We start from the raw sequence: 12,505 nt of genomic DNA on the forward strand, positions 1-12,505 counted from the left end.
CCCCATTCGCCGGCGATGGCGTTGGGCCCGCTGAGAAGGTGTCCGTTGACGACGATGCCCGCGCCGACTCCCGTGCCGAGAATGACGCCGAAGACGGTGGGCGCGCCGGCCCCCGCGCCGTCGGTCGCTTCCGATAGGGCGAAGCAATCGGCGTCGTTGGCGAGCCGCACCTCGCGGCCGAGCGCCACTTCGAGATCGCGGTCGAAGGGCTTGCCGATCAGGAAGACGCTGTTCGCGTTCTTGACGAGGCCGGTCGCTGGCGATAGCGCGCCGGGCATGCCGATGCCGACGGTGCCGCGCGCACCCGCCTGTTGTTCCAGCGCCGCGACGAGATCGCCGATGGCGCCGACGGTCGCGTCGTAGGTCGCAGGGGTTGGAATGCGCTTGCGCGCCAGCTCACGTCCGTTGAAGCCGAGCGCGACGCCTTCGATCTTGGTGCCGCCGAGGTCGATGCCGATGCGCATGGAGAGGTGAGTCCGGTCAGTGAGAGTCGTTCAGTATTCTACATCATGTCATCCCGGCCTCGTGCCGGGATCCAGGGGCGGCAAACACGGTGCAAACGGCCCCTGGGCCCCGGGACAAGCCCGGGGTGACAAGAGTGGTCGGGACGAAATTAAAAGCCATCCTCCGCCAGCCGCTCTTCGATGAAGCGCTGGGCATCGGCCCAGTCGGTTGCATGGAAATGGCTGTGCTCGGACGGCCCCAGCAGCTTCGCGAGCCGTGGATCGGCGATGAAGTGAACCCTGTGCGTCGGCGCATGGGCAACGGCGACCGAGGCGATGTTGTGCGGGATGTCGTCGAGGAAGATCACCGGCGCCTCGACCAGTTCGGCAAGGCGTTTCACCGCGCCCCCCTTGAGCCCCTTGTTGGCGATGACGGGGTAATCCATGCCGTGGGCGGCAAGGTTCCGCGCCCGCGTTTCCTTGTCGGCGGAGGGCACGTTGGTCAGCACGACGACCTGCGCGCGACCCGAAAGGGTGGCCAGCGCCGCCGCCGCGCCGGGCACCGGAATGAGCGCATGGGTCGAGGAGGCGAAGAAGCCCTTCAGCAGGTCCGGGACGTCGAGCGCGGCCACCGCTTCGTTGGTGTCGCGGCGCTTGATGTTGCCGGTCAGCGCATAGCTTTGGAGGTCGAGCCAGAGCCCTTGCGTCTCGAGATAGATTTCGAGCCCGGCGATGAACTGCATCAGCACCTCGTCGCAATCGGACACGATCAGCGGCTTTCCGCGCACGAGGTCGAGCGCCTCGATCTGGGGAAGGACGTCCTCATGGAGCGCCAGCGGATCGAGGCCGCGCATATGCGGAGCAGCCGTCGTGCCCTGAGGGGCCTTGGCTTGGGTCGTCATGTCCAGTGCACCTCTTCGCCGCCGGGGAGCAGCTTGCGCGCCACGCCCGGAAGTTCGGGCGGCAGGTCCGCCGCCTCGCAGAAGGAGAGCAGGCGCTTTTCGTCCATCAGCAGGAAATCGAGGACGCCGCCCAGAATCTCCGGTTCCGCGGCCCGGATCCGAAGCTCCTCCGGCGGCAGTCCGGTTATGTCGAGAAATGCATAAAGCAGCTCGTCGTCACCGGCAATGTGACCAAGCGCCTGTATGGCAATGATTTCGGCCTGTTCCGGCTTCATCCCTCAACATGATCCTTCACAAGAGCTCGTTAAGTATAGGCCGGATTCGAGACAAAATGGCCCGGGAAGACAGGCCCCCTAAAGACTTAGTTAAGGATATTGGCGTCATATGGAGGAACTGAGGTCCGGGAATCAAGCCCAGCGCCCGGGGAAGTATCGTGGCGCCGGCCATGTCCGGCAACAGGCGGAGTCTTGGAGCTATGGATGCGATGACCAAAAAGGTGCTGATCGTCGAGGACAACGAGCTCAACATGAAGCTCTTCCACGACCTTCTGGATGCGCATGGCTATGAGACGTTGCAGACCCGCGACGGGATCGAGGCGCTTGAGATCGCGCGCAAGAACCGCCCCGACCTCATCCTCATGGACATTCAGCTTCCGGAAGTCTCCGGTCTCGAAGTCACCAAGTGGATCAAGGAAGACGACAATCTTCGCTCGATCCCGGTGGTGGCGGTGACCGCTTTCGCCATGAAGGGCGACGAAGAGAAGATCCGTGAAGGCGGCTGCGAGGCCTACATCTCGAAGCCCATCTCCGTAACGCAGTTTCTGGAGACGGTGCAGCGTTTCCTGAGGTAAGGGCAGCCCCGTGACCGCTCGCGTACTCATTGTCGATGACGTTCCCGCCAATCTGAAGCTGCTCGACGCGAAGTTGACGGCCGAATATTTCGACGTCCTCAAGGCGTCGTCCGGCCCCGAGGCGATTGACATCGCAACCGCCCAGCAACCGGACATCATCCTGCTCGACGTGATGATGCCGGGCATGGACGGTTTTGAAGTCTGCCGCCGCCTCAAGGCCGCGCCGCAGACCGAGCATATTCCGATCGTCATGGTGACGGCGCTCGATCAGCCCAAGGATCGTGTCCAGGGCCTGCAGGCCGGTGCGGACGACTTCCTGACGAAGCCGGTCAATGATCTCGCGCTCTTCGCCCGCGTGAAGAGCCTCGTGCGCCTGAAGATGGTGACGGACGAGCTTCGCATGCGCGAGGCCACCGGCCAGCGCATCGGCGCCTTTATCGGCACCAGCACCGAGCGCATGCTCATGGTGGAGCCCGGCCGCGCGCTGGTGCTCGATGACCGTCCGACATCGCTGAAGCGCCTCACCGAAGCGCTCGGCCTCGAACATACGGTGACGATCGCCGAGACGCCGGAGGAGATGCTGCAACTCGCGGGCGTCGGCGATTTCGATCTGATGATCGTCAGCCTGACGCTTCAGGAATTCGACGGGCTGCGCCTCTGCTCGCAGCTTCGTTCGCTCGAAGCGACGCGCCAGACGCCGATTCTCGTCATCGTGGAGGAGGGCGATACGCCGCGCCTCGTCCGCGCGCTCGACATGGGCGTCAACGACTATCTGTTGCGACCGGTCGACCGCAATGAGCTGGTGGCGCGCTGCCGCACGCAGCTGCGCCGCAAGCGTTATCAGGATTATCTGCGCGACAAGTTCCAGCGGGGGCTCGAGCTTGCGATCACCGACGGGCTCACCGGTCTTTATAATCGCCGCTACATGGAAGGCCACCTGACCACGCTGGTCGAAGAAGGGCTCCAGTCGGGCAAACCCGTCTCGCTGCTCATTTTCGACATCGACTATTTCAAGTCGGTCAACGACACCTATGGTCATGCGGCGGGCGACACCGTCCTCAAGGAGTTCGCTCAGCGCATTCAGCAGAACGTGCGCGGCGTCGATCTCGCCTGCCGTCTTGGCGGTGAAGAGTTCGTCGTCGTGATGCCGGACACCGATCTATCCTACGCCTTCATGGTGGCGGAACGGCTCCGTCAGAAGGTCGCCGAAATTCCGTTCCGCATCGAACCGGCGGTGGCCCTCAACGTCACGGTCAGCATCGGCATTGGCGTGACCGAAGGGGGCAGCGACACGGCCAAGAGGTTGCTGGAGCGGGCCGACAGCGCCCTCTACCGGGCCAAGCGGGACGGCCGCAACCGGGTCGTAGCCGAGGCGGCCTGAGAAGTCTCGACGGCTCGACGTCAAATTTCGCTTAGAAAACGAATACTGTTTCGCTTTCAAACGATTGATAACATTGCCGAATATAGTCCGAATCAAAAGATGTCGCTTTAGGGCGGCAGGCTCATGTCGGCACAGCATTAACCATCAAAGTTCATGGTTAATCAGTTGTTTGAAGTATATCGCTGCCATTCCGCTTTATTTGAGTGCGTCAGCATGATAAATTGACTTTTAATCGAATATGTTTCGCTGCCGCGTCGGTTTCCGTAGCTGGGGGGTGAAGGAAACCGGGTTTCGCAAGGCAGCGATATGTGTCCTTGCGGGGCGCTCAGGTCCGCCGCATCTCCTGGGTCCGCGGGGCACGGCCGGTCGGAACGTGGTGTGGAGTGGCCTCCTCTGTTAAGCCATGAATTTCCGGCCGGCCACTAATTCGCGCTGGGCCATGAACCTGTTGAGAGGGACATGGGCCCATTGAGGGGAAAAGAAAAAGGCCGGTCCATGGGACCGGCCTTTTTGCCTCAACAGGCGACAGGCGCGAACGCCCATCCAGCCTTACTTGATCTTGGTTTCCTTGAACTCGACGTGCTTGCGCGCGATCGGGTCGTACTTCTTGATCGTGAATTTCTCGGTCATCGTGCGCGAGTTCTTCTTGGTCACGTAGAAATAACCCGTGTCCGCGGTGCTCTCGAGCTTGATCTTGATGGAAGCCGGCTTCGCCATGGCACCAAATCCTTGAATAGGGCGGGTCTGCCATAGGCGCCCGCGAGTGTTCGTCTCGCAATCGATGGATGTGCGGATTGTGCGGGAGACTACTCGGCCCGCGCGTGAAGTCAAGCCCGGCCTGCAAGCGGCTAAGTGCCGGGTTCGCTTGCCGAAATCGGCTTCGGGGACACCGCCCTTAGAGAGCTTCGCGCGAATCCGCGCCCATCGTGAGATAGCGCCAGCCCGCAATCAGCACATAGACCGCGCAGAGTCCCGTCAGCGCGACGATGAGGCCGTGCGGATTCCAGAGATCCATGGCGAAACCGGCCAGCGGCGGGCCGATAAGGGCGCCCGTCGAGTACATCATCACGAAGGCGGCATTGGCGGCGGCGAGGTCCGCTCCCCTGAAGCGCTGGCCGAGCAATGTCAGGCCGACCGTATAGAGCCCCGCGACCATGCCGCCGAAGACGAAGAGCACGGCGGCGAAAAGCGGCAGCGACCAGGTCGCGAAGGGAATGGCGAGCGAGCCCGCGAGGCCCGTGAAGCCACAGACGAGAAGTACCAGCCGGCGGTCGACCCTGTCCGCGACGAGGCCAACCGGGATCTGGAAGAAGATGTTGCCCGCCGCGAAGATCGTCAGCACGAAGGCCGCAGTCTGGTGGCTCATGCCGCTTCTCACCGTATAGATAGGCAGCAGGTTGAAGACGTTGGTCTCGGTCGCGCCATAGATGAAGCCCGCCAGCGTCGCGGCCGGCGCGACCAGCAGAAACGTCGTGAAGCTGTGATTGGGTTTTTCACGGATACTGGGCGCAAGGCCGCGCCCGAAGATGAGAAGCGGCACGCCGGCTGCGAGCACGAGCCCGCCGATCAGCACGAAGGGAAGCGCACCCTCGCTGCCGACGACGTAGAGCATCAGAGGTCCCGCCGCGAAGCCGCAGGAAAGGATGGTGCCGTAGATGCCCATCAGCTTGCCGCGGTTCTTCTCGTCGGCGAGCGAATTGATCCAGAACTCGCTGACGACAAAGACGCCCGTGATGGCGAGCCCGTTGAGGAAGCGGATCGGAAACCAGACCCAGACATTGGGAAAAATGTAATAGCAGGGCATGGCCGCCGCCGAGAGGATGACGCAGCCGAGCAGGAACGGAAGAGGCGGCACGCGGCGCAGGATGCGCGGCAGGAAGGGCGTCAGCGCGAAGGTCGCGACCGCCGGCATGGCCGTGTTGAGGCCGATCAGAACCGCCGGCAGATGGTGCTTGTCCATCAGCAGCGCGAGCAGCGGGATCGACGACCCCATGCCGATGCCGACGACCGTGATGCAGGCGATGACCGCCACGAGGCTACGCATGCGCTCGTCTGGTGTCAGCGGCTCTTCATGGGCCTCCAGGTTGAGGCTCTTCTTCTTGGCGTCGTCCATGTCGAATATCCGGGCAGCGCTAGGCCTCTCAATTGCGAGCGAGAGGACGGCCGTTGCGATAGCTGAAGAGTGGAATGCGGGCAGGCGTCTCGCCTGTGCTCCGCCGCGCGACCTCGTGTAGCACGAATTCCGTGACATCTATGATCGGGAGTTTCAGTGCTTCGGCGAGCGGATACCAATCGAGGTCCTCGAGCTCGCCGCTGCCCGCGAGCGTTCCCTGAAGCGTCGACGCGGATGCCGTGAAGAAACGCGCATGGAAGCGCACGGGGCTGTTCGCCGGCGTGATGGCGCGGGCGAGCGCCGACAGGAGATCGAGTTGCGGGGCTAACCCTTGTTCCCGAAAATGCGCCCAGCCGGGACCCGACGCTGCGCCGACATCGCCGGGGCTCGCGAGAATGAGGCCTGTTTCCTCGAAGGTCTCGCGGATCGCGGCCATGGCGAGTGCGCGCGACTTCGGCCCGAAGCTCGCCGCGGCGCCGAGTTCGGTCGCGGGCCGCGCGACGAGGTCGCCCGCATCGAGCTTGCCGCCCGGAAAGACGAAAGCATCCGGGATGAAGGCCATGCGGGCATGCCGTCGGCCCATCAGGATGCGGGGCACGCCGCCGCGATCGTCGACCAGGACGAGGCTCGCGGCATCGCGCGGGCGGATGCCGCGGAAACGGAGAGGCGCGGCTTCGGTCATCAGGAGCCCAGCGTGTCGCGGATGGCGTCGCCCCGGCGAAAGTGGATAAAGGGCACGGGCCGCGCGCGTTGCGCCGCCGTCGTCTGGCGCAGCCGCTCGTCGATCTCGGCGAGCACGACGCGGGTGATGTTCGGTAGATCGAGCCCTTCGGCTTCCTTGATGCCGATCCAGTGCAGGCCCTGCAATTCGCCGGAGCCCGCGACCTTCGCCGGATCGCCGTGAATATGCTCGGCATCGGCGATGAAGAAACGCGTGTCGAAGCGCCGCGTGCGATAGGGCGGTGTGATTGCGCGGGCGACGAAATCGAGCGCGCCGAGCGCGGGCGAAACGCCGAGCGAGAAATAGGCGTTCCAGTCCTTGTGCTTGCTCGTCTGCGGCGTCGGGATCAGCCGGCCCACGGCGAGCCCCGTTTCCTCGAAGGTTTCGCGGATGGCGGCAAGCGCGAGAGCGCGGGCGCGGTTCTCGGACGGTGTGCCGCGCATGCGTGCGATCAGAAGCTGCGCGACTTCGGCGCGAAGGTCTTCGATGGGGCGGATGCGGCTGTCGGCCGGATCGACGCGCCCGCCGGGAAAGACGAACTTGTTCGGCATGAATTTGTGGTTGGCGTGGCGCTGGCCCATCAGGACGCGGGGCACGCTGCCGTCGTTGCGCACGAGGATCAGCGTCGCCGCATCGCGCGGACGCACGGCGCGACCGGCGCTGCCGTCGCGATATTCCTGCTCGCGCGAAATTTTAGGGTCGAAAGCGCCCCTCTGCTCCTCGGTCATGTTTCCGTCCCGGATTCTGAATGTTTTTATCCGGTCAGGATGCCCGCCGGGGAAGGGGCTGTCCAGAAGGGCCTATTCGTGGGTTTCTCCGCCGAAGCCGTGCATGCGCTGCGCCCATTGCCAGCCGACGACGGCACCCTTGATGCGCGGCAACAGAAGCAGCGAAAGCGCGGCCGTGAGCGTCGGCCAGGCGATCATCTGGATCCACACGGCCGGCGCGTATTCGAGCTCGACGGCGAGCATGATCGGCACCACGACATGGCCGACGATCAGGATCGTGAAGTAGGGCGGCGCGTCGTCGGCCTGGTGGTGATGCAGCGCCTCGCCGCAATGCGGGCACTCGTCGGCGACCTTGAGGGAGGCACGAAAGAGTTTGCCCTTGCCGCAATTCGGGCAGCGCTCCAGAAATCCGCGCCACAGGGAACGGCCGAACGGGCGGGGTTCGGCCCGCACAACTTCATAGCTCGAAGGTTCGATATCCAATACGGCGCTCATCTGTATCTCGTGAAATGGAATGCCTGCGAAACGATGGATTTCCGCTTCCGCAGATTTGTCTCATTCCAGAGAGGATTGAATGTGGCAGGTTGACGCGTGTTGATCGGGATCAATGCTTGGCGGAGCGTTTCTTGCCGGGTCTCGGCGATTTGGCCTTCCCACGCGTCTTGATGTCGCGGGGCTTGCCGCCGATTTTGGTCTTTGCGTTGGGGCGGCTGCCGCTGCGCCGAAAACCCTGCCGACCGGCGGGTTTTCCCGGGTTGCCGCCCTCGACGATGTCGAAGCGAAGCCCGCCGGTGACCGGGACCGCCTCGGCCAGCCGCACGGTGACCTCTTCGCCGAGACGATAGGTGAGGCCGGAGCGCTCGCCAATCAAGGCATGGCCGGCTTCGTCATGATGGAAAAACTCGGTGCCGAGATTGCCGATGGGGATAAGGCCGTCGGCGCCCGTTTCCTCGAGCTTCACGAAAAGGCCGAAGCGCGTGACGCCGGAAATACGGCCGCGGAACTCCGCGCCGATTCGGTCGGCGAGGAAGGCGGCGATGAAGCGGTCGGTCGAGTCGCGCTCGGCGAGCATCGAGCGGCGCTCCGTGCCGGAGATGTGCTCGGCGATTTCCGCCAGCGCACCCATTTCCTCTGCGCTCTGCCCGTCATCGCCGAAGCGCAGCGCGGAGACGAGCGCGCGATGGACGATGAGATCGGCATAGCGGCGGATCGGCGAGGTGAAGTGCGCATAGCGGCCGAGATTGAGGCCGAAGTGACCGATATTGTCCGGCGAATAGATCGCCTGCGCCTGCGAGCGCAAGACGACGGTCGAGACCATCTGGTCGAACTCCGTGCCGTCGACCTCCGCGAGAATGCGGTTGAAATTCGCGGGCTTGACGACCTGGCCTTTCGGGAAACTGAGGTTCAGCGTCTGCAGGAACTCCGACAGCGCCACGAGCTTCTCGCGCGACGGCGTGTCATGGACGCGGTAGATGACCTTCGTCTGCTTCTGCTCGGCGGTTTCGGCCGCGCAGACATTGGCGAGTATCATGAATTCCTCGATGAGTTTCATCGATTCGTATTTCTCGGCGATGCGGATCGCCGCGACGCGGCCGCGCTCGTCGAGCTGCGCCTTGTATTCCGGCAGATCGAGATCGAGCGGCCCGCGTTTCTCGCGTGCGATCGAGATCGTCTTGTAGGCATCCCACAGAGGTTGAAGCACACTCTTCAGGATTGGTCCGGTCTTGTCGTCCGGGCGGCCGTCGATCGCCTCCTGCATCTGGCGATAGGTGAGGCGGGCGGCAGACCGCATGATGCCGCGAATGAATTCGTGGCGACGCTTGCTGCCGTTGCGGTCGAAGACCATGCGCACGGCAAGGCAGGCGCGCTCTTCTTTTTCGCGCAACGAGCAGAGATCGTTCGAGATGCGTTCCGGCAGCATCGGCACGACGCGATCCGGGAAATAGGTCGAGTTGCCGCGCTTCCTCGCCTCGCGGTCCATTGGCGAGCCGGGCCGCACATAGGCGGCGACATCGGCGATGGCGACGATGGCGACATAGCCGCCTTCGTTCTTCGGGTCGGGATCGGGCGCCGCCCAGACTGCGTCGTCATGATCGCGCGCGTCCTGCGGGTCGATGGTGACGAGCGGAATATCGCGCAAATCCGTGCGGCCTTCGGGGCCGGCGGGCTTCGCCGCTTCGGCGTCCTTCAGCACGCCGTCCGGAAACTTGTCGGGAATGCCATGCGTATGGATCGCGATGAGGCTGATCGATTTCGGATCGTCGCTGCGGCCGAAGACCTCGCGAACGCGGGCGCGCAGCAGGCCGTAGCGCTTGCCGGGCACCGTTTCGGCGAGCACGAGGTCGCCGTCCTTTGCATCGCCCGTGTCGCCACGCGCAATCTCGAACTCGTTGCGTACACGCTTGTCGACGGGCACCAGACGTCCACCTTCGGATCCCGAACGGAAGAGACCGAGGATGCGTTCGGCGCCCTTGTCGATGCGTCGGATGACGCGCGCTTCGTAGTCGTAAATCTCGTTCGCGTCCGTCGTGCGCGTCAGCTTCGCAAGGACGCGGTCGCCGATGCCGGCCGGTGGCTCGGCTTCACGGTCCTTGGCGCGATGCTTCTGTGTTTCGGGCGTGATGACGATGGAGGGCGGGGCGTCGGTGCCCTTCCAGTCGACAGGGCGGGCGACGAGTTCGCCGTCGGTGTCGCGATGCGTGATCTCGACAATGGTGACGGGCGGCAGTTCGCCGGCGCGGTGAAGCTTGCGCTTCTCGCTCTTCACCAGCACGCCTTCTTCCGCCATCGCCTTCAGCATCTGCTTCAGGGGAATGCGGTCGGCGCCCTTGACGTTGAAGGCGCGTGCAATCTCGCGCTTGCCGATATTGCCCGTCGCACCCGAGACGAATTCGAGGATCTGCTCGCGGGTCGGGAGCCCGACAGACTTTTCACGCTTTTTCGGTGCGTCTTTTTTCTTGGGAGGCTTTTTTTCGGTTGCCATCAGTCCGCCAATTCGGGCGTGCGCGATTTCGCCTTGGCCTTGGCCGCCGGCTTTTTCGCAGCCGGCTTCTTGGCGGCGGTCTTCTTCGGCGCGGCTTTCTTGGCCGCGGGCTTTTTCGCAGGCGCCTTTTTGGCGGGTTTGTCGTCGCTCTTCGCCGTCGCTTTCTTTGCCGGCGCCTTCTTGCCGCCTTTTTCGGCGATCAGTGCCACGGCATCATCGAGCGTATAGGTCGCGATGTCGGTATCCTTCGGCAGCGTGGCATTGGTGCGGCCATGCTTCAGATAGGCGCCGTACTTGCCTTCCATGATGAGGATCGGTTTGCCGTCACCCGGATGCGCGCCCATGTCGCGAAGCGCCTTGCCGGCGCGCTCCTTCGCTTTCGCGGCCTTCTCTGCGAGAAGATCGACGGCGCGATTGAGGCCGATAGTAAAGACCTCTTCCGGGTCTTTCAGATTGGCGTAGGTGCCGTCATGCAGAACGAAAGGACCGAAGCGGCCGAGACCGGCCGAGATGGGCAGTTTTGTTTCCGGATGCAAGCCGACCTCGCGCGGCAGCGAGAGGAGTTGCAGCGCACGTTCGAAATCGATGGTCGCGGCCGAGGTGCCTTTCGGAATGCCGGCGCGTTTCGGCTTCTCGCCGTCTTCTTCCGCTTCGCCGAGCTGAATGTAAGGACCGAAGCGGCCGGTCTTCACGAGCACCGGCTTGCCGCTCTCGGGATCGATGCCGAGATTGCGGTCGCCCGTCGCGCCGTCTTCCCCATCGGCGCCGACCGTGAGCTGGCGCGTGAAGCGGCAGTCGGGATAATTCGAGCAGCCGACGAAGGCGCCGAACTTGCCGACTTTCAATGAGAGGCGCCCATCGGCGCAGGACGGGCATTTGCGTGGATCGCTGCCGTCGCCTTTGTCCGGGAAGACGTGCGGTCCGAGAACGTCGTTCAGACGATCGAGGACTTCCGTAATGCGCAGTTCCAGGGCCGAGTCGACGGCGCCGGTGAAGTCCTTCCAGAAGTCGCGCAGGACTTCCCTCCAGTCGAGTTCTCCGGCGGACACCTTGTCGAGCTTTTCCTCGAGATCCGCCGTGAAGTCGTATTCGACATAGCGGGTGAAGAAATTCTCGAGGAACGCGGTGACGAGGCGTCCCTTGTCGTCGGGCATGAAGCGGCCCTTGTCCATATGGACATAGGTACGGTCGCGCAGCGTCTGCAACGTCGAGGCATAGGTCGAGGGTCGTCCGATGCCGAGCTCCTCCATGCGCTTGACGAGCGTTGCTTCGGTGAAGCGCGGCGGCGGTTCGGTGAAATGCTGGTCGGGACGCACCTCATGGAGGCCGAGCTTGTCGCCGCGCGCGACCTTGGGCAGGCGGCCGCCATCCTCGCCATCCTCCGCGTCGTCGCGGCCCTCCTGATAGAGACGCAGGAAACCGTCGAAGGTGATGACGGAGCCGGTGGCGCGCAGACCGATCTGCTGGTCGTCGGCCTCGATCTCGATCGTCGTGCGTTCGAGTTGCACGCTTTCCATCTGGCTCGCGATGGTGCGGTTCCAGACGAGCTCGTAAAGGCGGCGCTGATCTTCGTCCATCGCCCGCGCCACATGCTTGGGCAGGCGCGAGAGATCCGTCGGACGGATGGCCTCGTGGGCTTCCTGCGCGTTCTTCGCCTTGGTCTTGTAGACGCGCGCGGTCGAAGGCAGGTAGGCCTCGCCGAATTCATTGTTGATGACGGTTCGCGCCTGGGCGATCGCCTCGTCGGCGATCTGCACGCCGTCGGTACGCATATAGGTAATGAGACCCGTCGTCTCGCCGTCGATCTCGACGCCCTCGTAAAGGCGCTGCGCGATCTGCATGGTGCGGCTCGCCGAGAAGCCGAGCTTGCGCGATGCTTCCTGCTGCAGCGTCGAGGTGGTGAACGGCGGATAGGGATTGCGCCGCGCCGGCTTGCTCTCGACCGACTTCACCGAGAAGCGCGACGATTTGATGCGCTTGACGATCTCGTCAGCGGTCTCTTTGTTCGGAATGTCGAACTTTTCGAGCTTCTTGCCGTCGAGGTTGACGATCCGCGCTGCGAAGGGCGCGCCAGATCCCGTCTTGAAGTCGGTTTCGATGGTCCAGTATTCCTGCGCGCGGAAGGCCTCGATCTCGAGTTCCCGGTCGCAGATCAGGCGAAGCGCAACCGATTGCACGCGACCCGCGGACCGCGCGCCGGGCAGCTTGCGCCAGAGGACGGGCGATAGCGTGAAACCGACCAGATAGTCGAGGGCGCGGCGGGCGAGATAGGCGTCGATCAGCTCCTTGTCGAGCCCGCGCGGATGCTTCATCGCCTCGAGGATCGAGTTCTTGGTGATCGCGTTGAAGACCACCCGCTCGACGTCGATGCCGTGCAGCGCCTT

The 12,505-nt window shown here is 63.8% G+C and carries 12 protein-coding genes; 2 read left to right on the forward strand and 10 right to left on the reverse strand.

Annotated features, from left to right (window positions below; translation table 11 throughout):
* From VMR03_RS11900 to VMR03_RS11910, 3 genes are all read right to left on the reverse strand, one after another.
* Positions 1-464, reverse strand: a 464-nt coding sequence (locus tag VMR03_RS11900) for an ROK family protein (protein WP_325405469.1), incomplete at its 3' end; no start/stop codon positions are given.
* Between the two features lie 149 nt (positions 465-613).
* The gene (locus VMR03_RS11905; protein WP_325405470.1) at positions 614-1,345 is read right to left on the reverse strand and encodes a hypothetical protein; all 732 of its coding nucleotides are present in this window, start codon (positions 1,343-1,345) and stop codon (positions 614-616) included.
* Positions 1,342-1,620: a DUF3572 domain-containing protein gene (locus VMR03_RS11910; RefSeq protein ID WP_325405472.1), complete on the reverse strand. Its 279-nt coding sequence runs from the start codon at positions 1,618-1,620 to the stop codon at positions 1,342-1,344. The genes VMR03_RS11905 and VMR03_RS11910 overlap by 4 nt, the downstream gene beginning before the upstream one ends.
* A gap of 209 nt (positions 1,621-1,829) precedes the next feature.
* Between VMR03_RS11910 and VMR03_RS11915 the strand changes: the two genes are divergently transcribed.
* Both VMR03_RS11915 and VMR03_RS11920 read left to right on the forward strand, forming a co-directional pair.
* Complete coding sequence (locus tag VMR03_RS11915; protein WP_325405473.1) at positions 1,830-2,195, forward strand: response regulator; 366 nt, start codon at positions 1,830-1,832, stop codon at positions 2,193-2,195.
* 10 nt (positions 2,196-2,205) lie between these two features.
* The gene (locus VMR03_RS11920) at positions 2,206-3,576 is read left to right on the forward strand and encodes a PleD family two-component system response regulator (protein WP_325405475.1); all 1,371 of its coding nucleotides are present in this window, start codon (positions 2,206-2,208) and stop codon (positions 3,574-3,576) included.
* A gap of 549 nt (positions 3,577-4,125) precedes the next feature.
* Here the strand turns inward: VMR03_RS11920 and rpmG are convergent.
* From rpmG to topA, 7 genes are all read right to left on the reverse strand, one after another.
* Positions 4,126-4,293 (reverse strand): 50S ribosomal protein L33, encoded by a 168-nt coding sequence (gene rpmG / locus VMR03_RS11925; RefSeq protein WP_325405477.1) that lies wholly within the window; start codon positions 4,291-4,293, stop codon positions 4,126-4,128.
* A 178-nt stretch (positions 4,294-4,471) separates the two neighbouring features.
* Entirely contained in the window at positions 4,472-5,689 is a 1,218-nt protein-coding gene (locus tag VMR03_RS11930; protein WP_325405479.1) for an MFS transporter, read from the reverse strand.
* A gap of 28 nt (positions 5,690-5,717) precedes the next feature.
* Entirely contained in the window at positions 5,718-6,371 is a 654-nt protein-coding gene (locus VMR03_RS11935; RefSeq protein ID WP_325405481.1) for an NUDIX hydrolase, read from the reverse strand.
* Positions 6,371-7,138 carry an NUDIX hydrolase gene (locus VMR03_RS11940; RefSeq protein ID WP_325405482.1) on the reverse strand — a complete coding sequence of 256 codons (768 nt, stop codon included), beginning with the start codon at positions 7,136-7,138 and terminating at the stop codon, positions 6,371-6,373. Before VMR03_RS11940 ends, VMR03_RS11935 begins: the two co-directional genes overlap by 1 nt.
* Positions 7,139-7,210: 72 nt before the next feature.
* A complete protein-coding gene (locus VMR03_RS11945) occupies positions 7,211-7,633 on the reverse strand; it encodes a DUF983 domain-containing protein (protein ID WP_325405484.1) in 423 nt (140 codons plus the stop codon).
* Between the two features lie 109 nt (positions 7,634-7,742).
* Positions 7,743-10,121, reverse strand: coding sequence for a ribonuclease R (rnr, locus tag VMR03_RS11950; RefSeq protein ID WP_325405486.1), 2,379 nt, complete (start codon positions 10,119-10,121; stop codon positions 7,743-7,745).
* Positions 10,121-12,505: type I DNA topoisomerase (topA, locus tag VMR03_RS11955; RefSeq protein ID WP_325405488.1), on the reverse strand; the 2,385-nt coding region annotated here is incomplete at its 5' end. The genes rnr and topA, both read right to left, overlap by 1 nt.

The sequence above is a fragment of the Parvibaculum sp. genome, assembly GCF_035511255.1.
Taxonomy (GTDB): domain Bacteria; phylum Pseudomonadota; class Alphaproteobacteria; order Parvibaculales; family Parvibaculaceae; genus Parvibaculum.

Coding starts and splice junctions, on each gene's coding strand:
- VMR03_RS11905 (WP_325405470.1), bottom strand. CDS start 1,345: ATGACGACCCAAGCCAAGGCCCCTCAGGGCACGACGGCTGCTCCGCAT.
- VMR03_RS11910 (WP_325405472.1), bottom strand. CDS start 1,620: ATGAAGCCGGAACAGGCCGAAATCATTGCCATACAGGCGCTTGGTCAC.
- VMR03_RS11915 (WP_325405473.1), top strand. CDS start 1,830: ATGACCAAAAAGGTGCTGATCGTCGAGGACAACGAGCTCAACATGAAG.
- rpmG (WP_325405477.1), bottom strand. CDS start 4,293: ATGGCGAAGCCGGCTTCCATCAAGATCAAGCTCGAGAGCACCGCGGAC.
- VMR03_RS11930 (WP_325405479.1), bottom strand. CDS start 5,689: ATGGACGACGCCAAGAAGAAGAGCCTCAACCTGGAGGCCCATGAAGAG.
- VMR03_RS11935 (WP_325405481.1), bottom strand. CDS start 6,371: ATGACCGAAGCCGCGCCTCTCCGTTTCCGCGGCATCCGCCCGCGCGAT.
- VMR03_RS11940 (WP_325405482.1), bottom strand. CDS start 7,138: ATGACCGAGGAGCAGAGGGGCGCTTTCGACCCTAAAATTTCGCGCGAG.
- VMR03_RS11945 (WP_325405484.1), bottom strand. CDS start 7,633: ATGAGCGCCGTATTGGATATCGAACCTTCGAGCTATGAAGTTGTGCGG.
- rnr (WP_325405486.1), bottom strand. CDS start 10,121: ATGGCAACCGAAAAAAAGCCTCCCAAGAAAAAAGACGCACCGAAAAAG.